Consider the following 23,328-nt stretch of genomic DNA (forward strand, 5'->3'; position numbering starts at 1 on the left):
GATGTAGTGCCGAAAAATGAAGGACTAAAGTCGTATCACATTGGCAATAAAAGAGATACGATTTCTGCTTGTCGAAGTTGGATTAAGACTGTGCTCACTACCTTATGCCGTGCGAGTTTGCGTGCTCTTCTTTCCTCAACTAGGTAAAGTCGGGCTAAGAAATAAATATTATGAAGATAAGAGGGGTGAAGGGGATGTATGTGGTCTGTGAAGAACATATTGAAATCGCGATAGATGAATTTGTAAATGTTTATGAAGTGCCACCGGATATTTATATTTTGGATAAGGGTTTTTTCTCAGACTGGACATCACCAAACCATTATGACATGTGTGATAATCCACCAAAATATTTAGTGGTATAGTATCTAAATTGTTTGTGAAAAAAAGATTAAACATACTTGACAAATTCTTCAAGAAGTTATACCCTTCACCCTTTAGTTAGCTATAATAGATACTAATCAAAACTATTTTGGATATTAATATAAACTAATTATTCAAGGGGGAATCATAATGAAGGCGTTTGCAATGTTAGGGATTGGTAGTGTGGGTTGGATTGAGAAAGAAAAACCAGTTGCAGGTCCATATGATGCAATTGTGAAACCAATTGCTTTCGCACCATGTACTTCAGATATACATACAATTGAAGGTGCTATCGGAGATAGAAAGAATTTAGTGTTAGGTCATGAAAGTGTGGGAGAGGTAGTCGAAGTAGGTAGCGAGGTTAAATATATTAAACCTGGGGATAGAGTGGTAGTACCTGCTATAACTCCTGATTGGAGAAGTGTTGAATTACAAGACACAGGACTTGGACAGCATTCAGGTGGGATGTTGGCTGGCTGGAAGTTCTCTAATATTAAAGACGGGGTATTTAGTGAGTATTTTCACGTGAACGATGGGGATATGAATTTAGCTGTTTTACCAGATGGAATTACTTTAGAAGCAGCAGTCATGCTTACAGATATGGTAACAACAGGCTTCCATGGGGTGGAATTGGCTAATGTAGAATATGGGGATACAGTAGTGGTTTTAGGAATAGGACCTGTTGGACTGATGTCAGTTGCAGGAGCTCAATTAATGGGGGCAGGAAGAATTGTTGGTGTAGGAAGCAGACCCGCTTTAATTGAAGCCGCTAAATTCTATGGAGCAACAGATATAGTTAACTATCGAGAGAGATCTGTAGTAGATCGAGTACTAGAGATGACTAATAATCGAGGAGCAGATAAAGTAATAGTAGCTGGTGGGAATTGTGACATTCTTATTGATGCAGTAAAAATTCTAAAGGCCGGTGGAGCAATTGGTAATATTAACTACTTTGGTGGCGATGAATTCATACCTATACCAAGGGAAGCATGGGGAGTAGGAATGGGTCACAAGGCGATTAATGGTGGATTAACTCCTGGCGGTAGAGTAAGAATGGAAAGATTAATTGAATTGGTCAAATACAGCAGATTAGATCCAGGAAAATTAGTTACCCATGTATTCTACGGATTTGACAAGATAGAAGAGGCTTTACAGCTAATGAAAGAGAAACCCGCTGATTTAATAAAGCCAGTTGTATTAATTGATTAACAGAAGCAATATCTCCTCATAATAAAATGGCATTATGTACACCGGTATATAGTGTCATTTTTTTGTTTAACTTTCATTACTTCTCAATCACTAAGAAAGTAATTAAATTATTAGTCTTTGGCGATACTAACTATATGCATTGAGGAGGTTGCTATAATGAGTGGCATTTGTGGGGTCAAATCTTTTAAAATGACATATTTGTCAACAATAGAGATTTGCCCCCCCCTTCGCTTCTCTTACTCTTGCGGATTGTAAAAAATTGTTTGTATCACATTTTAAAATCTTTGCGGCTTTCTTGTGAATATTTTCAGGGTTAGTGCCCCTTAATACTTGCCGTTTTTGAGGTATTTCAACATCAAGTTCTCTGCCAAATATTTTGACTTTATACGGTCAATCAACTTCCGGGAACTCAAAAAAAAGACCATGCCGGAAATCTTCCAATATTTTTGTTTCTTCCCTGGAATAACTTTGTACCATTTTCCTATATGCCAGATACTTATTTTTTGTTTCTAAAAGAGAAAGAATAGGCTTTGTAAGCAACCATTCCGGTGGTTCCTTGCCATACATGAATTTAGAGGACACCATATTAAATTTACTATTTTATTTCTATATAAGTATTAGAGGACGAATATATGGAATTCTTTATTATATGGTTTTTTTAGGTGTTATTTTTGGCCTGAACCATGAGGAGATTATGATAAAAATAGCGTTTACTGAAGAAGACATAAAAGCATTAAATTATGAACGATATCATCATCCCCATCCACGAGTGCAACGAAAGATGGAAGCGCTGTGGTTCAAGAGTCAAGGAGAGCCGTATAACAAAATAGCACAATTAACCGGAATCTCGATTAATGTTGTTACCCAGTATATCAAAGAATATCAGGATGGAGGTATAGAGAAATTAAAAGAGATCAATTTTTATCGTCCTGAAAGTAAACTCAGCGAGCATAAACAAACGATTGAGAATTATTTCCGCGAACACCCACCCGTGACAATGAAAGAAGCAATTGGCGTAATAGAGAAGCTAACAGGGCTCAAGCGCAGTGAAAAACAAGTGGCGAAATTTCTCAAGAAGATTGGTTTACACCGTCGTAAAGTAGGCACAATTCCCTCCAAAGTTAATGTTGACGAGCAAGAAGCCTTTAAAAAAAACGTTAGAACCCTTTCTCAAAGAAGCCGAAGAAGGGAAAAGAACCGTATTCTTTATTGATGCGGCTCATTTTGTGTTAGCCCCTTTTTAGGGTGTCTTTGGTGCTTTGCCAGTGTATTTATCAAAGCGCCTTCCGGAAGGCAACGGTTGAATGTCCTTGGAGCGTTGAATGCAATAACCCATTAACTGATTACCATAACCAATGAGACTTACATAGATGCTCAAAGTGTTTGTGATTTACTATGGAAAACTGCCTGTTTAAATTTAGCGATGCCTATTACCTTCATATTAGACAATGCCCGTTATCAGAAGTGTACCGTTGTTAAGAATCTGGCAGCACAGTTGCATATTGAGTTGGTTTTTTTGCCCCCGTATTCACCGAACCTCAATCTTATTGAGCGGCTTTGGAAATTTGTCAAAAAACAGTGCTTATATTCAAAGTATTATTCAGAGTTTGCAAAATTTAAAAACGCTATAATGGACTGCTTGCAAAAAAACCATTCGCAGCATAAAGAAGAACTTGCTTCGCTATTGACACCTAATTTTCAATACAATATACTCCTCAAGCTTGGTAAGCCCGATGAAACCGAATGGGTGGTTATGCGTATGCACCCGGCAATGTGTGCAGAAATTATCGGGAACCATCCCGGAATTCTGCGCCAGACAGCATGCATACTCGCGCTAACTCACCACAAAAAATGGGACGGGAGTGGTTACCCCAAGAAGCTCAGGGGCGAGGAAATCCCGCTGTCTGGCAGGATTATCACCATAGCCGATGTTTTCGACGCCCTGACAATAGATCGTCCTTCAAAAAGGCATGGTCTATAGAAGAGGCGGTGCGTGAAATAGGGGAATGCGCCGGGACGCATTTTGATCCTGGGCTGATTGAGACTTTCAATGTAGTGCTGTCTGAAATTCAGATAATCAAGGAGCAATACACTTATAAACACGGAGCATTGAACGACCTGGATTTTATCAAAAGCGTTGGCTAAACAAATGCCGATTTTGATAAATGACCTGTAGTGTGAAATGGTTCAGGTATTTTTTTCAGAAGACTTCGTGTCGGGCGGTGTTTTTAAAATTGTTGCAAATTGTTTAGGAGTTAATACGCCGCCAGATAGCAGTGCTTTAAATGCCTCTTCAACGGTAAGGTTTGTGTCTATCACCGCATCTTCTGTCGTATATATCAAAAAACCAGATGTGGGGTTTGGAGTGGTTGGTACAAAAACACTAATAAATATTTCTTTGCCGTTCTCTTTTACGCTGCCTGTTACAAAACCAATTGCTTTTGTGCCTTCTTTTGGAAAATCCAGTATAATAACACGTTTGAAAGCTTGTTTGCCGGGGAGGCTTACTGCGTGTACGATCTGTTTCACGGTGGAATAAATATTGTTAATAACAGGTGTTTTTGTTAAAAGGTTTTCAAAATAATGAATTATTGATTTGCCGATAATATTCGCGGCGAAGACACCTATAAAATACAATGAGGCGAATGTGAAGATAAGCCCGATGAACGTAATTATAAATTCATCGGCGGATGTTTTTGGCAGCTCAGCATCAAATAAAAGAAATATTTTTTTTATAAGTGGAGAAAGAGTCCCCCCAATAAAACTAAAGAGAAATTTTACAACAAAAAAGGTTACGTAAATGGGGATGATTAATAACAAGCCCGTTAACATCCTTTTTCGGATGTCTGTTTTTAATAGATTGAAAAATTTGTTTAATGTTTCCATACACGCCTTACTTTATCGAATTAAAAAGTTAAAGATTGCCATAAAATCGCCATAAGACCGGCAAAAATAAAATTAAAATCTGCTATCGTTTCCAGCAGCAATCCTTCCGTTATTATTCTTTTTTGGAAAAGATATTGATAACCGGAGGCATAAGCTATGCACGGAAGCAAAAAATATCCCAGCGTTGATATCCATCCAAGGAGTGTGCCTGCTATAAGAAGAGATGCCATGAAAAGGGTAATGCTAACAAGAATTTTTTTTGTGCGTTCTTTTCCAATTGCGATAGGAATGGTTTCTTTGCCCAAAATGCGGTCCCCCTGAATATCCCGAATATCAAGAACGACAGCGCGTATAAAAGCGAGACTGAATGCGAATGCAACCGTAATGGCAAGCGCCGGTATGAAGTCTCTCCGTACACCCAGAAAAGGAATTAAAGCGGTGCTTGCTGCCCAGGCGATGCCGTAGAAAATTTCTTTTGAACCCGGTATTTGCTCAAGGCTTCTGTACCGGATAAAACCTGAAAAACTCTTTGGTATAATTTGCAGCCGGTAAAAAATACCAAAAAGACTGGCGAGAAAAACACAAAAAAAGATGGATTTGCCGTGGTATAGCCCAAGAATTGAAGATAAGGCCGCTCCTAATATGCCTAAAATAACAAAAAGGACCTGCTTTTTTTCATAAAATTTTGCCCGCGCCGGCTCGTTGAGTGCCACGGATTCTTTGTTGGCAAAATGATTAAGTACCTGCATTGAAAAAATGAAAAGAGCGGCGATTATGCAAAAAATCAATCTTGGCTGAACACCAAGCAGCAGTGCACACGAATAACTCATGCTTGCCGCACCTAATGCTACATACGTGCAACTGCCTATTAAAAAATTAAAGATACTTTTTGTAGCAAATAAGATTTTTTGGTATTTATTGACCTTGTATGTTCTTACTTTGTCAACAACCCTTTTGATCATCCAATTTGGTGTTGATGCACCTGCAGTAACGCCAATGGTATTAAAAACTTTTAATTTATTGAGGTCTATTTCTGAGTCTGTTTCAACGTGAAATGTCGGAGTTCCCTGTGATTCGCATATTGTAACTAGCCGTGTTGTATTTGCGCTTCCCCTGCCCCCAACAACAATCATTGCATCTACAGATTTACAGAGATTCACTACTTCATCCTGTCTTTTGTAGGTGGAACTGCAAATAGTTTCAAAAGATTCTGAATTCGGATAACGTCTTTTTATTTCATCGATAGCCCTCTTAAATAAATGCCTGTCTTGCGTTGTTTGGGCGACAATGCATACCTTATCCATAGGGGGAAGTAGTTCTATATTTTCCATGTTTTCAACTACATGCCCTCTTCCCTCGGCATAACCGAGCAATCCTACCACCTCGGCATGTCCATTATCGCCGACAATTATCGTCGAATATCCCTGTGCGGCATATTTTTTGATGATAGATTGCACCCTCATTACATGCGGACAGGTAGCGTCGCATACTTTTGCGCCTTTACTTTCGATTTCCGCTCTTCGGGATGGAGTCACTCCATGCGCTCTGATGACAACGGTGCTATTCGAGAGGTCTGTAACATCATTAACAATGTGAAGGTCTCTTTTTTCAAGATATTCAAGCACTTGCGGATTATGGATTAACGGACCGTCCGTATAAACTTTAGCGCCAATATTTTTTTCATTCGCCGCATCGAGCAGGATATCCATTGCCCTTCGGACTCCCATACAAAAACCTGCGGTTTTAGCAACAAAAACTTTCAATGATAACTCCAGAAAGAAATTTAAACAATATTACTATATCAGACATAAACTCAAGTATGTTCAAGATTTATAATTTTTAAACAGAATTCTATCAATTGCAATATTGGTTGTCAATGATTTTAAATGAGTGGCGCTTTTGCTATTGAAATAATTGGAGATTTTAATTTCTAAATTATTAATTGACAAATTTATTGATAATTTATATACTTCGGCTTACTTTGATTTTAGGGCAGTCTGACCACTCAAAACAGCTTTTTTTGTATTAAATAGTGAAGATATTTCTATTTTAAGGAAGGAATTCGTAATTATGGTAAAGAAAATACGTTCGATGGCCTTGGTTTTTAGTTTGTGCAGTATTATATTTGGTTTTGTCTGCAGCTTGCATGCTTCAGAGAGTTTGGAAGATGGCATCTTATGGTTGACAAAAAATGCAGTTCGGGAGAAGTTTGGTACGCCAAATTACTTATATTGTGAAGAAGAACCTTTCAGGAGATACAGAATAGTTACTCCGGAGGAAGAGGACGGTTTGAAAAAAACTTTTTTGTATGATGTTCCGCTACACGATCTGTACTATTTAAAAAGAAATAATACTAATATAGAGTTAAGAATTTATTATGGTGTTGACAGATCAAATGGCGGGGAAACATACCGTGTGAGTGAATACTATGTGAACTTTACGGATGGTCCGGTACCTCTGGGAAAAATCTCAGAATTAATTCCTGAATGTCAACCAATCCATCAGTCTCCAAAAGTATTTCAGGAACATATGTTTAATCTTAACAACTACAGAATAATCTTTGTTACTGATAAGGTTAGTTCACTTACCAATCATTTCGGATCAATATTTGTTGATCCCGATAAGGATATAAAAGATTGGTCATTGACGTATGATGTTATTCTGACCGAAGGTGAATCCGAAAATGTATCGGTAAACAGTATGGTAAAAGAAATAATCGTGTCGGTAGATGGCGAGTACAGAATAGGGAAAACTAGGCATGTTTTTAAGACGAGACGCATTAATAATCCTTTGCAATAACATGACGGTTTAGAGAATTAAAATCTGGGATCATTGAAAAAGCAGTAATGATGAATGTCATTTCATTTATCTTGCTGCTTTTTCTTTTTAAGGATGATAGTGGCAAAAATAATACGGGGAGGGCGATAATTGAAAATATGTTGTATTGGCAGCGGTTATGTAGGTCTTGTGGCAGGCACATGTCTTGCAGATATGGGCAACGATGTTATATGCGTAGATTCTAATAAAGGCAAAATAGATAATTTGAAAAAAGGTATCATTCCTATATATGAACCCGGTCTTAAAGACATGCTGGAAAGAAATGCAAGAGTGCGGAGGATTACTTTTACAACAAATATTAAAGATGGCATTCAAAAGTCAGACGTTATTTTTATTGGGGTGGGAACACCATCCGACCTTAATAATTGCGCTGATATTTCCGCTATTATTTCGGTTGCTGAAAGTATTGGAAAATACATGAATGGGTATAAAGTTATAGTGAATAAAAGTACTGCACCTGTCGGAACATTAGAAAAAATAGGAAAAGTGGTAAAATCGTTTCAAAAAAAAGCAATAAGGTTTGACTTGGCATCGAATCCTGAATTTATGCGAGAGGGTGAGGCGATTAAGGATTTTACCAACCCGGACAGAATTGTAATAGGCGTGCAAGGCGAAAAGGCAAAAAAGATTATGGAATCGATATATAATGGTATTTCAAGAACAGATAAACCGATTATGTTTACTGATATAAGGAGTGCGGAGTTAATTAAGTATGCGAGTAATGCAATGCTTGCAACGAGAATTTCTTTTATGAATGAATTAGCGCAACTATGTGAGAAAGTTGGTGGAGATATAAAAGAAATTGCGAAGGGGACTGGATTAGATTCAAGAATAGGGCCACGGTTTCTTCAGGCAGGCATTGGATATGGCGGGTCATGTTTTCCGAAGGATGTAAATGCATTGATACAAATAATGAATGAGAATGGCATTGATGCAAAAATACTAACAGCGGTTAATGAGGTAAATGAACAACAAAAGAGGTCTCTTTTTGAAAAAATACAAATACTTGTCCCCAAAATGAAGAACAAAAAAATTGCTATATGGGGTTTGGCGTTTAAACCAAAAACAGATGATATGAGAGATGCGCCTTCTATAACGTTAATTAAGCAATTGCAGGAAGCGGGCGCTCAAATTAATGCCTTTGATCCTGAAGCAATGGATAATGCAAAGACTATCTTTAGAGGGATAAAATATTATGATGATCCTTATTCCGCGGTTAAAAACTGTGATGCTCTGGTTATTGTAACAGAGTGGAACGAGTTTAGAGACCTTGATCTTAAAAAAGTAAAAAGACTTTTAAAATGTCCAAATATAGTTGACGGAAGAAATATATACGAACCTAAGGATATGAAAGAATTGGGTTTTCATTATTTATGCGTGGGAAGATAATTATTAATGACCTTCAAGCTTCAGAGGAGGTATTATTGCGACATTTTATTATCTGACATGCGTTAAAAATATTTACCTGTTGTTTACTCATAACAGGAAGGCTGGCCTCCTTTAATAACAAGTCAAGATCGAAATGTTTTCCTAAACCGAGTTTATCCCTTATGGGTGAGATAATTTTTTCAAATCGGGAGATGAACTGATTATCAATACCGGCGTAATTTAAGATAAAAATATCCCCTTCCTTTTTGCAAACCCTTTTTATTTCATTCAAAGTGTGTATGGGTTCCGGTACTACGGTAATAACATGTGATGCGATGACTTTATCAAAAGTATTATTCCTGAAGGCCAGTAGTGATGCATCCATAGTAGATAAGTGCACGTTATTCAAGGTGTATTTCATTTTCTTCGTCTTTGCCCGCAGTAACATTTCTTCACTCAAATCTATTCCTATTATACTGATTCCCTTCGGATAAAGCGGCAATGACAACCCTGTACCAATACCTACTTCAAGAATGGTATCATGTGGTTCAATATCCATCATCTTAAGAGCAGTGCATCTGCCATGTTCGAATATTTTTCCGAAGAGCGTGTCGTAAACGTACGCATAAAGTGAATATATTTTTTTTAAGTGGTCGCTCATGTGTATGGTTTATAAATTATCTGCTAAAAATTGGCAAATCTCGTCTTGTGCTTTTTTGGCATCGCGTAAGCTTTTAAAATTATTAATAAGAATAGAAAATGCAAGTCTATCGCCTTTAGAGGTATCAATATAACCGGAAAGCGCCGAAGCTCCGGCAATGTATCCGGTTTTTGCGTGAATTTTACCCTTATATTGTAGAGATGCCATACGGCGGTGAAGTCCGCCATCTATGCCTGAAATTGGAAGTGAGTCGCAAAACACTTTGCCGTGTTTGTGTGTATTCATATATGATAAAAGAGTGGTTATCATATTAGGCGAGAGTTTGTTTTCTTTTGACAAACCAGACCCGTCCCGTATTTTATACTCTTCACTGTCATAGCCTAACTTTTTCATGAAAGCGCTAATAACTTGTAAACCGTTTTCTGTATTGCCACAGCCTTTTATATGTGCTCCCAATGTTTTTATTATTTGTTCGGCATAGAAATTTTGGCTTCGTTTGTTTGTGATGTGAATAGATTGTTCCATTGTGGAAATGGTTTGGGCAATTTTAATAGGTTTATTCGAATATGATATCCGGTCGTTTTCATTAATTAATCGGGCAATTCCAAAGACAGATATACCGCCATTTTTAAGCATTTCTTTAAAAAGTGTTGCAAGATAGAGTGAAGGACTGTGCACACTTACCCACTCCCGTTTCTGAGAGGCGTTCGTCCAAAATTTCCCCTTAACATAAATATCGTTTGTTCCGGGTTTTCGATAAATGGAATACGCATGTTGCTTCTCTTCAGAAGTATAAATACACTCGTTATGGATAGTGACAAACGAAGTGTTCGGTTCAATTAGCAGCGAGACTTTTTTATTTACGTTATTCCGGGGAACGAAAATAATATCAATGCAATTATCATTAAATGATAAACCGCTGGTGGGCGCACAATACCACTCATGCAATTGGTTTTTTGGCCAGGCATCGTTGATATAATTGCGGTCAAAGATTGAGTCATCTGCTACAATATCCCCTGTAATTTTTTGTATGCCAAGATTTTTTGTTGCTTGTAACCATGCATTCGGAATAGTTAAAATATTGTTATTGTAAAATCTTCCCGATAGATTTGGATCACCGCTTCCCCTGATGATAATGTTGCCTTCAAGTGTTCCATCGCTCTTTATATTCCCATCTGCTTCAACGGAGGTATTGTATTTAAAATCTGTCCCTAAATATTCCAATGCGGTTGCGGTTGTTGCAAGTTTCATATTAGATGCAACCATGAATAAATCGTTGCTTTGGTAATTAACGACAGGTGTATTCGTTTTTAGAGATACAACGCTGATTCCACAGTGAGCATTTTTTAATAAATATTTCTGTAAAATATTCCTGATTTGTTCATTGAGATGCGTTGGTTCAGCCTTGATTACTTTGACTGGCAACGTTAAACAGGTGAATAAGGCAATAAAAATTATGCAACTTCTCATATAAAAATGCAATAACCGTTGAAATAGAAACATAAATCGTATTGGTATGAAAAATTGGGAGAGAAAAGTTATTTCTTTTTTAGAGAGGTTTTACGTTTTTTAGGTTTTATGTTTTCGGCGATATATTTCATCTTTAACAAATTATCGATAGTTTGCACTGCAATAATGGGGTCTAAAGGTTTAGAGAGAACAATATTTGCGCCGGCCTTCATCAGAGAAGATTCAATGCGCTTTGATTTTTGATCACAAATCATAATTATTGGTAAAAATTTGTTTGTTTTTCTGATATCGTACATAATTTCTATGCCAGGGATGTCCTGAACCATTTCGCTTATTATAAGAACATCCATTTTTCTCTCCTGGAGAATATTCATCGCTACATTTTTATTAAGGGCAACCTCTGTTTCATAACCGTATTGTTCAAATAAATCCCTTAATGTATCAACTGTTTGTCGCTCATCCTCTACAATCATTATCCTTGATGAAGGCATAATTTACCTTTCTCGTTAATTGTGTGGTTTTATAAGGTGCAAAAACCTGTATAATTAATTGTTTTAAAGAAAGAGAATGAAAAAGGAGCTTTAAAACTCCTTTTTTATGTTTTGATACATTTGTTTCATTGAAAAATGTTTTGAATACTATTATTAATTAGCAACTGATATGAATGTTAAAATTTTTTCATTACCTGGCGAATCTCTCTTTCGACCGTTCTTTTTTTAATGTCTTCACGTTTGTCAAACATGGATTTTCCTCGTGCTATTGCAATTTCTAATTTAGCAAGTCCATTTTTAAAATATATTGATAATGGTATAAGAGTGTATCCCTTTTGTTGTACTTTTCCTGCTATTTTTGATATTTCCCTTTTATGAAGGAGGAGCTTTCTTTTCCTTTTGGGTTCGTGATTTTGGCGATTTCCTTGTTTATATTCACCAATATGCATTTCATACAGAAAGGCTTCGCCATGATCCAATTGCGCAAAACTATCATTTATACTAACATCCTTATTTCTTAACGATTTAACTTCTGTACCAGTGAGCACAATCCCACATTCTATTTTTTCTAAAACCTCATATTGATAAAAGGCTTTTCTATTTTTGGCAATAATTTCCATGCTATTTAGAATAAAACAAAGTATGCTTCTGTTTTATGAGTGTTCTCACATGCATATGTTTTCCTATAGGTTTATTTTGAAACGATAATATTTATTAGAAATAAAACACGGTTTTTGTTTTATTTGAGTGCGATGTTACCAAAATAACTGCTTTAATAAGGAAAGTTTATAAATGAGACGAATCATTAGACAAAATGAATTTTCATCACTACGATAAAAAAATTTTATCGTAATTATTGACAACTTAAAGGCATACGATTGCAAATAATAACAAATTGCAAATGGCAATGCAAGGTCATTTTGTGAAAAACCTTTGACTTAATCGTCTTTATTTCCTAAAATCTCTGCGTATGGGATGTTCGATAAAATAAGTGTTTTCGAATGCCGAAGTGGCGGAATTGGCAGACGCGCTAGATTCAGGTTCTAGTGGTGGCAACACCGTAAGGGTTCAAGTCCCTTCTTCGGCATTTAGATGTTAAAGATAAGATTTGGTACAGGTACAATATACAAGGTTTTTAATAGAACTTATTTCATAGGTCTAATTGGTAAAGCGTGGCTACAACGATTTTCCGTGCTATAACATATACATCCCAACTGCCCGATTCCTTTCGTTTTTTATGATCCACCCTCAAATCTTCCTTAAAAGAGGTCATTTCCTATCGCCAATACGTTTTTGGGATCATCATGATTTTTTCTTTTAAAAACATTTTTAGATATTGTGTATTAACAATAATTATTACATAAAAATATTTTGATTTTCAAAGTTAATTATTATATATTTTGTTAAGTTGGTGTTTAAATAATTTTTACAATATTATCTGGCAATACTTAAGTTTTTAGGTTTAGTAAATGAAAGTATCCAACGTAATTGAAATAATATAGTCAAACAAATAAGGTTTTCGAAAAATTTACACCTCCCAGTCCCCTTTATAAAGAGGGAATTAAGGGGCGTGCTTGTATAGTATGCTTAGTCAAATAAATCTGTTTTTAGAAAGCCATTTTATCGCCAAATTCCTAAAATTATATTTGTTTGGCTATATACAAATAATATACAAATAAAAGATAATTACTCAGCTTAAACGATACACGGCTCGTTCTCAAACAGATACTTCACTATGTTCAGTACAAGGTTTTTGGGAACGAGTTGTGCTCTGATCTCCCCGGTAGTTTAATAAATTACGCTGAATAGTTACATTTAGACACCATTAGTAGACGCGTCAGGTAAAGAAACACACGGTTTTAGAGAACATCTTGACAGTTTACATCCAATAAGTACATATTGGCGAACCACTGGATATTGCATATGGAATTCTTTACCTGGTGTCGGATTAATCAAAATTTGTTACCGGAAGTGAATTGGTTATTGATGGTGGTTATACTGCTCAATAAAAATGCTAGTTAGAAATGTAGAACAAACAGAAAGTGAATTATATAATAAAACCAGAGATTAAAAGGAGGATAAAATGGGTAGTGTGAATGAAAAAGTTTACAAAATGTTGTGTGAGGTATATACAGCAGAGATAGGCGCTATAGGCATATATATGGATCAGCATACAAAGTGTGAAGATTTGGGTCTAAATAAACTTGCAGAAATGCTTAAAAAAGACGCAATAGATGAAATGAAGCATGCTGAAATGTTAGCGGGGCGCATATTGTTTTTAGGGGAAATAGTTAAAAACCAAAAACATGCCTTGCCTGAAGAAAAACAGTTTGATATTGTTAAAATGTTAAAACTTAATAGAGATATTGAAGTTGAAGCTATTGCAAGATTAAATGAAGGCATAACAATATGTTTTAACGAAAAAGACCATGGAAGCAGAATGCTTTTAGAAGAAATTCTCAAGTCGGAAGAAGAACATTTAAGTAATTTACAAACAATGGTAAACAATATTGAAAAATATGGTGATCAATATATTGTTTTACACTTAATGTAATCTTCTATTAATCAGGTCTTAATAATCATTAATAAAACAGGAAGTGCGTATTCCTTTACATCGCGAATGTTTCCAGATGGTCATGGAAATTATTTGCGTTGCTGTGGGAAGTTTACTTGCGTCCGGTGGGAAAAAATGAGTGCATCTTATAAAAAAAAACAGTTTGATGGAGAATGTTGAATCTTTGTCCCCGGATATCAATAAACTGAAATCCTTGTTGATTTAGTGCAAGCAAAAGAATGAATTACTCAGTGAAAGCGAAAGACGTTTTCGCACAATAACAAATATTCTGCCGGTTGGAATTTTTTATACTGATTTTGAATGGAATTTTCTATTTGTCAATGAACAATGGTGCAAGATTACAGGGCTTACCACGGATGAATCTCTGGGAAACGGATGGATGGGCGTACTGCATGGGGGGGATTAACCTCACACGCGTATTGTAAAGAATGGGCAGATGCAGTAAAGAACAAGAAAACATTTAAATCGGAATTTCGCCTTATTTATCCTTATGTGAAGATTACGTGGGTATTGTGCATAGGAATTCCCCTGTTTTTTTCTGATGTCGGGAAAAGAGAGGAAAGCAGCGTCTATATAGCGGCAATAACAGATATTACTGAACGAAAATTTATGTAAGAAGAGTGGCGTAAAAGCAAGAATACGCTTGCCCATGCCCAGAAGATTGCTCAATTAAGCAGTTGTGAGTGGAATATTGAAAACAGTGAAGTATCTGTTTGGGAACGAGTTGTGCTCTGATCTCAGGTAGTTTAATAAATTACGCTGAATAGCTACGGTTTCAGTACATAAGATTCTTTGATGAAATGTTGAAAAAACAATTGGCTTTAACGAAAAGGCGCTATGAGTCTGTATGTTTGCTTCTTTTGGATATGGCACTTTAAGAGTATTAATGATACGTATGGTCATACGGCTGGCGACCGGGTATTGTAGGAAGTTTCTAAGATATTAAATAATTCTTTAAGAACTTCAGATGTATTGGCACGATATGGTGGTTAAGAATTTGTAATTATAATGCCGGGAGCAGATGTATCGCAGGCAAAAGAAAAAGCAGAAGGAATTCGTAAATCAATTGAAGTTACCTGTTTTGGCACGATTGTTTACGGACAAACGTATCGACTGACCGTAAGTATATTGCGTCTTTTCCGCAATATGGAACCTGAGAAACCTTGGTAAATGCCGTAGATGATGCACTATACAAATCCAGGAAAAACGGGAGAAACCGGGTCGAAACCTCTTGATTGCCTGCATATTATCTTCTGTTAAACAAAGTTTTGCACCGATAATAATACACATTACAGAATAGTTTTCCACTCATTGTAATCTTATCTGCACATAAATATCTGAATGCCTCAAGATCCATTCACGGTGGTTTTCCCCTGGCACGAAATGTATCATCCCCTCTTTTAAAAAATTACCGTTGTCTGTTTTGTTTCATGTTTAAGGGAGAGATGTGTGTCTCTATGCATTTCTCTTTCCTCCATGCATAAATAAACGGGAACACTTTTGTTGTTTTTCCGTATCCATGAGTTCATAGTGGTGTATATAAATGATCTTATCTCTGCCGGATACCTCAATTTTCCGTCGAAACCGGTTAATAATTCTTCGTCAAGCAGGGCATTTTCGGGAAACCGGTTTTCAATGATTTTTTTTAATTGAGGCGATATGCGCAATGTTCCTAAACTCAGCCACGCGATAGTGTTTGATTCAATTTTGGTAAAGACGGTATTGATTAATACTTCATAATCTGTCTCCCATCCACTATAGCAGATAATCGGATCAAAGTGGAAAGCAACACGATATCCCGCCGCTGTGCATGCTTGCGCTGCTTCTAACCTTTCCTCCAGGGAAGCGGTAAAATACTCTGCGGTGTCGATCAACTTTTGCGGATTCAATGACCATGAAATGATAATATTCTTTGCTCCGGGTGCTGAAGTGAGCAAGCGCACATTGTTGCTTTTTGTTTTGAACTCGAAAGTGCTTTTGGGATATTGCCGGAAGAAATTCACGATTTTAGGCGAATACTCCGTAATGTGGTCGAATGCAAGGGAATCGGTTAATTCTCCTGATCCGAGGCGCATGTCTTTTTTAAATTCCTGAAGACGGTGAAAAAATCCTCTATATTTGCCGGTAGCACAATCCCAGGCGAGTTAATATAGTTTTGAAGAAAGCAATAGGTGCATTCATATGGGCATCCGCTCCCTAAATTCATTACAAAATATCCGCACGATGCGGAGTTGTTTGAACATGGACAGTGTTTATAAAAGTCAAATTTTTCGCGTATAATAAAGAAATTTTCCAGCCTTCTGTTGTAATCGGCAATAGTAAATGCTTTCTTCTTCACGTATTCACGGTAGGACGCTATCATGGTAAAAGTACTGTTGGGGAATTTGTCGCGTATTCGCTGAACGGTTTCGGTAGACAAAACGGATTCTTCTACAAAAAACTGTTTCGGCGTGATGATTTGTTTCGTAGTGAGATTAACCCTTAAGGAGGGATTTATATCGACGTCGCAAAAAGTCTGGCTTATTTTGACCCCATTTTGGTGAAGCAAAGGATAACGCCGTTCCAGCAAATAACTTTTAATGAAAGAGAAACGGCTTGGCGGTGGGGGAATCTGTTCAAAAACAAGTGAAAATCCAACCTTTTCACGTTTTGCAATCTCAAAGATAAGGCGGGATATCTCTTGTTGCTTGTTTTGCCCAAGATAGTAATATTTTTTTCTGACGAAGGTTTTTAAAGAGTCAATGTCGTCTATTGTTGAAAGAGAATCTTCCATAATTATACAGGTAGATAAATTTTATCTTAGAAAGGGAAACGTTTACATGGTTGCCAGATGTCGCACCTGTGGCTATTATCGGGGATAGTTGTTTTATATTGAAAACCATACATGGAGTTTGTTAACATGCAAAAAACCAATTTACCGCTTACCGCACAGTAGGGGTAACCCTCGTGATTGCCCCATAAAAAGCATGAAAGAATACTATCAGGGAAAAAGGGGTTATGGAAAGAAAAATATTTCATATGCACAGCCCTGTTATGATTTGGCAGAAGGATCTTTTTGCTTATGTAAAAATGACCTGCAATCGGCATAAAAAGCACGTTTGAACAAGAAAAGCTTATGAAAAAGCAATGTATATTTATTTTGTATGCCGTAATAACGCTCTTTTTTTTAATATCTCCGGGGCATGAAACAATTGCAGCCGCAAATGAACCTGCAACAAAATTGGAGGCTTTTCTATCGAAAGTTGAGACGTTAATTGTCATAGAAAGTGTCGATTTGGGCAAGGTTGAAGGCACTTATGGGTCATACGTTGAAATTAAGGCCATTGTCTCTTACGAACCAATCAGTGCAAATAAAAAAATAAGCGGTTTTCAGGTTATTGTTTATGAGGGAGGAAGGAATGAACAGAGAAAAACTGTTTTTGTTGATCTGGATGAAATTGAAAATGTGGCCAATGCAGCGGAATATATGATAAGTCTGTCTAATAAATGGAAGGCTGTGCGCAGACTAAACACAGAAGTTGCATTTACAACGAGAGACACATTCAGAATAGGTTTTTCGCAGAGTGGTTACTCATGGCAAGGGTTTTCTTCGGGTGGATATGGTGTTGGCGCTGTATGCCGTTTTAATTCTTTGGAAGAGTTAAAAGCAATAAAATTATTAATTGACTCAGGTTTAGAGTGGGTTAAAAGCAATGAAGGGCGTTGATTGATCGATAACGATCAGGTTATGAGGGTGTTTGTATGGGGATGCGCCTGAAATTCAGAGATTCAAAAAGGGTTTTCCATCAATGTTTTTAACATACCCTGTAATGTTTTTCGAAATCATTTATTAAACAAAACAAATTACTACGGGAGATTTTTTATGCAATTCAAGGACAAGGTAGCCATTGTAACTGGCGGTACACGCGGGATTGGCAAAGCTATTGTATGGGAACTTGCAAAGAATGGTTGCAATGTTGCCTTTAATTACAGCAAAAATGTGGAGGCGGCCAATGCGCTGGTGAAGGAAATTGAAACATTGGGAGTGAAAGGGAAGTCGTTTCAGGTGGATGCGGTGAGTTTTAACGGCGCGAAGGATATGGTAAAAGAAGTGAAAGAGTTATTTGGGAAAGTAGATTTTCTGATAAACAATGCAGGCATCACCCGTGACAAACTCCTGGCGCTTATGTCGGAAAGTGACTGGGATGACGTAATAAATACCAATCTTAAGAGCGTATACAATTTCTCAAAGGCATTGATAATGCCTTTTATAAAACAGAAGTCTGGCAGCATTGTTAATATAACATCGGTAAGCGGCATTATGGGAATGGCCGGTCAGGTGAATTATTCTTCCTCCAAGGCCGGCATGATTGGCTTTACCAAGGCATTGGCAAAGGAGGTGGGCAAGGCGAATATTACGGTGAATGCCATTGCCTGTGGGTTTATTGAAACGAACATGACGGACGTTTTGCCGCAGGAATATAAAACAAAGATGATTGAAATGATTCCGGTAAAAAGATTTGGTTTGCCGGAGGAAGTTGCAAAATTGGTAAAATTCCTCTTATCTGAAGATGCAAAATACATTACCGGCCAGGTAATTAATGTCGATGGTGGTTTGGCAATGTAGTCGCTATTATAAAGAGAAGTGATAAGCATTACTTTGTTAAAAACCACTGAAACCGTTCATAAAGTGATATATTTTGTATGCCTTTGCGTTCGGCATCCTACTTATTGTATGGTATTAATCAAGGATTTTCAAAGATAAATCCTTTAAATAGAGGGAATTAAGGTTGTTTGCATATTATTTTAACAAAGTAATGTGATAAGGATGGTAGCATTTTAGTTTTTTGAAAAATCCCAACAATCGCAATTTAGGGGTGAAGCATTTGTTGTAAATTGTCATAAATGCGTTCATACTCAAACGGGTAAATGCTTCGCCCCTACTTTTTCAAAAAACTAAAGTGTTACTAAGAAAGGTATTTTATAAAATGGCGCTTTTAACAATTGAAAGGGAAAAAGAGATGTTGTTTCTTTTGAAGGTTGAAGTAAAACAAATGCCGCAAATGCCGGTAAAGGATTTTCTGGGGTATGTGATAAAAGAGTGGGAGTATTTTTCACGGTATCAGAGGCGAGGAAAGATTGTGGCAGGCGGAAAACTTTCAGGCAGGAGAGGCGCCGCAGCGATTATCGATGCCGAATCGAATGAAGAAGTGGAAGAGATTGTAGCAACGTTGCCACTCTTCCCTTTTTTTACAGAGATAGAAATTACGCCACTCGTACCAATGGAAAAAGCATTACAAGACACCAGGAGAATTCATTCCCTTATGAAATAGGGGCCGATGATTTTCAGCCCCCACTATAATTAAATTACCGCTGAATTTCTAAAAACTTGACCGTTCTGCTGTACGGTCGGCAGTCGGCAAATTGCCGACTGCGTACTGTGGAAGTTGTTATAAAAACCTCAACTTATTAGTAAGTTCCAATATTTGCCTTCCTGATGATTGTGCCATTCTTAACCGCCCTCCGAAAACGCAGCAAGCGATATACTGAAGAAGCGTATTTTACCGTTTCATATTTTGACGGAAAGAATGGTTTGTGTTGGTTGTAGCAAGTTACAGATGTGATTGACGAATGGATAGAAATGAGAAAAAATGAAAAATTAAAAAATGTAGTGGCAATACCGGTTTTCAATGAAAGTGATGTTTATGACATTATTCAAAGGGTAAAAAAGGTCGGCGTGGAGGTACTGGTGCTGGACGATGGATCTACCAATGATATTGGTAGTAGTTTAAAGGACATACAGAGCATATATGTCATTAGACATAAATGGAATTTAGGTTATGGGCAAACTATTATCGATGCGTTCAATTTTGCGATAAATAATGATTATGATTACCTGGTGACCATAGATGCTGACGGACAGCATGAACCTGAAGAAATCCCGCAGTTTTTAAGCAAAATGCCCTTTCGCGAGTATGATATACTTTCAGGATCCAGATATCTTCTTCCGGTCAATAGCCTTCAGGAAGTGCCTGATGATCGCTATCGCATTAACATGGCAGTTACACAGATGTTAAATGATATTACCGGATTTCAACTTACTGATGCTTTTTGTGGTTTTAAGGCATATAAGGTGGAAAAATTAAAGAATTTAATCCTGACGGAACCAGGCTATGGCATGCCGGTACAGTTATGGATACAGGCATGGAAGGCTGGGCTGGAAGTAAGGGAACTGCCGGTTAAACTTATCTACAAAGACCTTACGAAACGGTTCCATGGCAATTTAGCAAATGCTGAAACAAGATTAGAGTATTATAAAAAAATTATAGAAACAGAACTTGACGGGAAAAGAGAACGGGAAAAAGCAGAAAATTTTTCTAACATATGAAAGGGTAAAATTTAGAATTTGACTGCCGACTGCCTATTTTCGATATTGGACTCCATATAAAAAATATTAAAAACAATCTAGCGCTTATTAGTTTAGAGGAAGGTGTTGAACTATTACAAAACCTGTTTTGGGCGTCATACTCATATTTAGTACATCGTTTCGTTAAAATGTGTACGTAAAAAAATGTCATTGCGAGGAGTGGAGCGACGAAGCAATCTCTTGTTTCCAAAAAAACTCAAGATTGTTTCGCTGTCGCTCGCAATGACGGTATCAATGTAGATATTTTAATGAAACGTTATAGCTGGTAGGCTGGAGGCCATTAGCCTCCAACCCCCACTCGTCGCCAGATACTTTGGACAACGTGACAAAGCATCCTTTTTAAACCATACGTCTTTCTCGTAGTCAGCGACCCCGAAGTGTTGCTCTATAACAGAGAAAAGTCAAACATCATGCTTTAGCACACGCCTTAAGAAATTCTCTTTCGAATGAGAGTAACCCCATTTTAAAGAATCGGTGAACAGGGAAACGCTTGTTGTCTGTTCTCCATTTTCTTGAGAACTTGAAACATCTCAGTCTCATGCGTACCCAACAGTCTAATGAGCGATATACCTTTTGTACATTGCCCAGCCGAAAATAGTTGACATGCCCACGAATTACAGGGTTTAATGTATCAACAATGGCTTGCAGATTGACGCCCTGTGTACGTCTGGTGATGTCTCTGATGTTGTTCCTTCGGCAGGCTCAGGACAGGCTCTTGAGTTTGTTCAGTGATTTCGTGCTTATACCCTTATACTTGCCCTTGAAATCGTATCCGAGAAACCTGAAACCTCTTTCGAAGTTGGTGAGCTTGGTTTTATCCTCGCTCAGCTTCATTCCAAGTTTCCCTGCAATGATTTCTTTGACATAGCTGAGGGCGGCTGGGAGTTCATCTTTTGTTTTAGTCATGACAACGAAATCATCGGCGTATCGGACAAACTTATATCCAGCCTTTTCAAGTTCCTTGTCGATGATGTCACCGATAAGGTTTGCAAGCAAAGGGGAAATGACGCCTCCTTGCGGAGTGCCTTTGTTTGTCTCGTGCACGATGCCGTCCTCCATGACCCCTGCCTTGAGCATGTTCTCAATACTGTTCAAAACCCATCCATCAGCAATTTTCTCACGTAAGGAGTCCATAATAAGCTTATGGGGTATGGTGTCATAGAATGCCATTATATCGGCATCAAGGACGCTGGTATACCCTTCCTGCTTATACTGTTCAAGCCGTTTGATAGCATCGTGACAGCATCTGTCAGGGCGAAATCCAAAGCTGTTATCTGAGAATCCTTTCTCAAATATTGGCTCTATGATTTGCCTGAACGCCTGCTGTACAATCCTGTCCTTAACAATGGGAATGCCAAGAGGTCTCTTGTCATGCCTGCCTTTGGGGATGTATACCCGCAGGACAGGCGCAGGGTTGTATATGGCAGTCTTGAGTTCCTGATGGATACTCATGATATTCACATCAAGATTGGACTCAAATTGCTTAATACTTACCCTGTCAAGACCAGCTTTGCCTTTATTCTTCTTTACGTGTTTGAAAGCAGCATAAAGGTTTTTCAGACTAAACACCTTGTCTCTTAATGAATGATACTTAAGCATCTCTCGATATATTCCTTTCGATTGATTACGGATAATAGACTTGTCAATCGTGTTTCCTGGGTACGGATTCTCCCAAACATAGGCAAAAACAAGAGAGGCTCTTGTTACTGCTTACCTACGCAAAAGAGTTTCTTTTCTCATTGAACGTATTCAATCTACCACTTTCATCAATTCCACTACGGTTATGCCCCTTTCATTTCCGATTCACACCGGAAACTATTATGAGCAATGCTGACGACTTCAAAGATAGACTTGTGAGAGAAGCTTGTCTATCACCATCTCATACAGCTCGGACTTCGGAATTTCCTTATACCTTGCTGTTAGGGAATTTTGCCCAAGGCGTAAGTCCTCCCCCGGTCATATGGATTACCCCTTTTCCCTTCGTGATGTATGTTCAAACGCATTAACCAGAGATGGTTTTACTTAATCTGTTTATCCATCTCCAACAAAGGACATTGTCAGTGCTTCGCTGAGAAATGGCAGTTGGCACGGAATAACACGCCACACTCATACACCCCAAAAGGTCGTCTGTACCTCGTAACTCCGTCATACCCCTCACGGGTATATGCTATCTTTCTACGCATACGGATTGCTCCATTGTGTGCGCATAGGCACAAACTTCTCTACGAGGATTAGGCTCGCAGAGGTGGTATTTTCAACCACTCAGGTATTCCATACTTCAAGGCACACACAACTCTATGTCTTCTAACCGCACATTCCCTGAAAGCACATTGTACGCTATATTCAATATATGATCCGATTCATGATACGGTATATGCCTTTTGAGTAACTCAAGATTCTCGTCTATCTCTTTTACCAATCCACTTCTTATTGCCATTTGATGGATTACGCCTATACCACCACAGGCAATTGCCTGGCTATTCGCGGCTATCTCGTAATGAATGTTCTTTGCCGTGAACATCGGATGCTTCTGATCTCCCCATTGCTTTCTCTTTAACCGTTTCTCTATTTTCCGTTTCTTTCTTCTCAATATCTTGTTATATTTTCTTGCTGCTATTTTACTCATGCTTCGACAAGCTCAGTACAGGTCTGAAATGCCCCTTTTTCTGGTTATCGGAATTTTTACATATCACTATCTTAACCAGTAAATTCAGGCTTTTCAACCTACTTTAACTCTCTCAGATTAAAAAATTACGCTTGTTTTAGGACTAGTTCAATATTAGACATTTGTTTTTCCCCATCTAGTTTATTGATGGGTCTGCTCCGAGCTACCTATTCTGCATAAATAATAAGCTTTTCTACAAAAAATCTAAAATGCACCCTGACTGATTTTATTATAGCAAGCTTCCGTGTATTCCTAGTGTTCCGTGGTTAAGAGTTGGGGTTTTATTGCTGTACATAGCTCCATTATACGCATAAACTCATAGGTTCAGGCTTCGTCGTGAGCCCAGCCGAACGGTTGTAAACCTGAAACCGTTGGGAATCGTGTAATATTTACGCTGAA

Annotated in this window: 23 protein-coding genes, 1 tRNA gene and 2 pseudogenes; 14 read left to right on the plus strand and 12 right to left on the minus strand. The window is 37.6% G+C overall.

Annotated elements, in window-relative coordinates; genetic code table 11:
• Nucleotides 1-170: 170 nt before the first annotated feature.
• Complete coding sequence (locus tag M5U24_RS06355) at nt 171-362, plus strand: CxxH/CxxC protein (RefSeq protein ID WP_197705295.1); 192 nt, start codon at nt 171-173, stop codon at nt 360-362.
• A gap of 148 nt (nt 363-510) precedes the next feature.
• Nucleotides 511-1,569, plus strand: a complete 1,059-nt coding sequence (locus tag M5U24_RS06360) for an NAD(P)-dependent alcohol dehydrogenase (protein WP_099323553.1) — start codon at nt 511-513, stop codon at nt 1,567-1,569.
• A 390-nt stretch (nt 1,570-1,959) separates the two neighbouring features.
• Here M5U24_RS06360 and M5U24_RS06365 read toward each other — a convergent pair whose 3' ends face one another.
• The gene (locus M5U24_RS06365) at nt 1,960-2,154 is read right to left on the minus strand and encodes a hypothetical protein (RefSeq protein WP_298201889.1); all 195 of its coding nucleotides are present in this window, start codon (nt 2,152-2,154) and stop codon (nt 1,960-1,962) included.
• A gap of 109 nt (nt 2,155-2,263) precedes the next feature.
• On the opposite strand from M5U24_RS06365, the pseudogene M5U24_RS06370 reads away from it, so the two are divergent.
• Nucleotides 2,264-3,550, plus strand: a pseudogene (locus M5U24_RS06370) (IS630 family transposase).
• Nucleotides 3,551-3,558: 8 nt separating this feature from the next.
• On the plus strand, nt 3,559-3,714 hold the full coding sequence (locus M5U24_RS06380; RefSeq protein WP_164994261.1) for a hypothetical protein: 156 nt from the start codon (nt 3,559-3,561) through the stop codon (nt 3,712-3,714).
• Nucleotides 3,715-3,756: 42 nt separating this feature from the next.
• Here M5U24_RS06380 and M5U24_RS06385 read toward each other — a convergent pair whose 3' ends face one another.
• Nucleotides 3,757-4,455 carry a DUF502 domain-containing protein gene (locus tag M5U24_RS06385; protein WP_099323551.1) on the minus strand — a complete coding sequence of 233 codons (699 nt, stop codon included), beginning with the start codon at nt 4,453-4,455 and terminating at the stop codon, nt 3,757-3,759.
• A gap of 20 nt (nt 4,456-4,475) precedes the next feature.
• Nucleotides 4,476-6,218, minus strand: a complete 1,743-nt coding sequence (gene ispH, locus M5U24_RS06390; protein WP_157775562.1) for a 4-hydroxy-3-methylbut-2-enyl diphosphate reductase — start codon at nt 6,216-6,218, stop codon at nt 4,476-4,478.
• A gap of 307 nt (nt 6,219-6,525) precedes the next feature.
• On the opposite strand from ispH, the gene M5U24_RS06395 reads away from it, so the two are divergent.
• Nucleotides 6,526-7,254 (plus strand): hypothetical protein, encoded by a 729-nt coding sequence (locus M5U24_RS06395; protein ID WP_099323550.1) that lies wholly within the window; start codon nt 6,526-6,528, stop codon nt 7,252-7,254.
• A gap of 129 nt (nt 7,255-7,383) precedes the next feature.
• Nucleotides 7,384-8,682, plus strand: a complete 1,299-nt coding sequence (locus M5U24_RS06400; protein ID WP_099323549.1) for a UDP-glucose/GDP-mannose dehydrogenase family protein — start codon at nt 7,384-7,386, stop codon at nt 8,680-8,682.
• Nucleotides 8,683-8,695: 13 nt separating this feature from the next.
• Here M5U24_RS06400 and M5U24_RS06405 read toward each other — a convergent pair whose 3' ends face one another.
• From M5U24_RS06405 to smpB, 4 genes are all read right to left on the minus strand, one after another.
• On the minus strand, nt 8,696-9,322 hold the full coding sequence (locus tag M5U24_RS06405) for a class I SAM-dependent methyltransferase (protein ID WP_099323548.1): 627 nt from the start codon (nt 9,320-9,322) through the stop codon (nt 8,696-8,698).
• Between the two features lie 9 nt (nt 9,323-9,331).
• On the minus strand, nt 9,332-10,792 hold the full coding sequence (gene dacB / locus M5U24_RS06410; RefSeq protein WP_157775559.1) for a D-alanyl-D-alanine carboxypeptidase/D-alanyl-D-alanine-endopeptidase: 1,461 nt from the start codon (nt 10,790-10,792) through the stop codon (nt 9,332-9,334).
• Nucleotides 10,793-10,860: 68 nt separating this feature from the next.
• Nucleotides 10,861-11,283 (minus strand): response regulator, encoded by a 423-nt coding sequence (locus tag M5U24_RS06415; protein WP_099323546.1) that lies wholly within the window; start codon nt 11,281-11,283, stop codon nt 10,861-10,863.
• Between the two features lie 176 nt (nt 11,284-11,459).
• Complete coding sequence (smpB, locus tag M5U24_RS06420) at nt 11,460-11,903, minus strand: SsrA-binding protein SmpB (RefSeq protein WP_099323545.1); 444 nt, start codon at nt 11,901-11,903, stop codon at nt 11,460-11,462.
• A 383-nt stretch (nt 11,904-12,286) separates the two neighbouring features.
• Here smpB and M5U24_RS06425 point away from each other — a divergent pair.
• Nucleotides 12,287-12,370: transfer RNA gene (locus M5U24_RS06425), tRNA-Leu, on the plus strand.
• A gap of 63 nt (nt 12,371-12,433) precedes the next feature.
• Here M5U24_RS06425 and M5U24_RS06430 read toward each other — a convergent pair.
• Nucleotides 12,434-12,556: a hypothetical protein gene (locus M5U24_RS06430; protein ID WP_298201894.1), complete on the minus strand. Its 123-nt coding sequence runs from the start codon at nt 12,554-12,556 to the stop codon at nt 12,434-12,436.
• 810 nt (nt 12,557-13,366) lie between these two features.
• Here M5U24_RS06430 and M5U24_RS06435 point away from each other — a divergent pair.
• The 3 genes from M5U24_RS06435 (at nt 13,367) to M5U24_RS06445 (ending at nt 15,028) form a co-directional block, all read left to right on the plus strand.
• Nucleotides 13,367-13,837 carry a bacterioferritin gene (locus M5U24_RS06435; RefSeq protein WP_099323543.1) on the plus strand — a complete coding sequence of 157 codons (471 nt, stop codon included), beginning with the start codon at nt 13,367-13,369 and terminating at the stop codon, nt 13,835-13,837.
• A gap of 396 nt (nt 13,838-14,233) precedes the next feature.
• Nucleotides 14,234-14,473 (plus strand): hypothetical protein, encoded by a 240-nt coding sequence (locus tag M5U24_RS06440; protein WP_099323542.1) that lies wholly within the window; start codon nt 14,234-14,236, stop codon nt 14,471-14,473.
• Between the two features lie 393 nt (nt 14,474-14,866).
• A complete protein-coding gene (locus tag M5U24_RS06445) occupies nt 14,867-15,028 on the plus strand; it encodes a hypothetical protein (protein ID WP_157775556.1) in 162 nt (53 codons plus the stop codon).
• A gap of 230 nt (nt 15,029-15,258) precedes the next feature.
• On the opposite strand, the gene M5U24_RS06450 is transcribed toward M5U24_RS06445, so the two are convergent.
• Together M5U24_RS06450 and M5U24_RS06455 are read right to left on the minus strand one after the other, a co-directional pair.
• On the minus strand, nt 15,259-15,933 hold the full coding sequence (locus M5U24_RS06450) for a spore photoproduct lyase family protein (protein ID WP_298201897.1): 675 nt from the start codon (nt 15,931-15,933) through the stop codon (nt 15,259-15,261).
• A complete protein-coding gene (locus M5U24_RS06455) occupies nt 15,909-16,631 on the minus strand; it encodes a hypothetical protein (protein WP_298201899.1) in 723 nt (240 codons plus the stop codon). Before M5U24_RS06455 ends, M5U24_RS06450 begins: the two co-directional genes overlap by 25 nt.
• Nucleotides 16,632-16,973: 342 nt before the next feature.
• Here M5U24_RS06455 and M5U24_RS06460 point away from each other — a divergent pair, with 342 nt between their 5' ends.
• The 4 genes from M5U24_RS06460 (at nt 16,974) to M5U24_RS06475 (ending at nt 20,225) form a co-directional block, all read left to right on the plus strand.
• The gene (locus M5U24_RS06460) at nt 16,974-17,564 is read left to right on the plus strand and encodes a hypothetical protein (protein ID WP_099323539.1); all 591 of its coding nucleotides are present in this window, start codon (nt 16,974-16,976) and stop codon (nt 17,562-17,564) included.
• Nucleotides 17,565-17,720: 156 nt separating this feature from the next.
• A complete protein-coding gene (gene fabG / locus M5U24_RS06465) occupies nt 17,721-18,464 on the plus strand; it encodes a 3-oxoacyl-[acyl-carrier-protein] reductase (RefSeq protein ID WP_099323538.1) in 744 nt (247 codons plus the stop codon).
• Nucleotides 18,465-18,825: 361 nt separating this feature from the next.
• Nucleotides 18,826-19,170: a muconolactone Delta-isomerase family protein gene (locus tag M5U24_RS06470; protein ID WP_164994879.1), complete on the plus strand. Its 345-nt coding sequence runs from the start codon at nt 18,826-18,828 to the stop codon at nt 19,168-19,170.
• Between the two features lie 287 nt (nt 19,171-19,457).
• Nucleotides 19,458-20,225: a glycosyltransferase family 2 protein gene (locus M5U24_RS06475; protein ID WP_099323536.1), complete on the plus strand. Its 768-nt coding sequence runs from the start codon at nt 19,458-19,460 to the stop codon at nt 20,223-20,225.
• A gap of 741 nt (nt 20,226-20,966) precedes the next feature.
• Here the strand turns inward: M5U24_RS06475 and ltrA are convergent.
• Nucleotides 20,967-21,863, minus strand: coding sequence for a group II intron reverse transcriptase/maturase (ltrA, locus tag M5U24_RS06480; RefSeq protein WP_099323530.1), 897 nt, complete (start codon nt 21,861-21,863; stop codon nt 20,967-20,969).
• A 691-nt stretch (nt 21,864-22,554) separates the two neighbouring features.
• Nucleotides 22,555-22,890: pseudogene (locus tag M5U24_RS06485) on the minus strand (IS1380 family transposase); the annotation flags it as partial.
• Between the last annotated feature and the right edge of the window lie 438 nt (nt 22,891-23,328).

Source organism: Candidatus Kuenenia sp. (assembly GCF_027493735.1).
GTDB classification, from domain to species: Bacteria; Planctomycetota; Brocadiia; order Brocadiales; family Brocadiaceae; genus Kuenenia; species Kuenenia stuttgartiensis_A.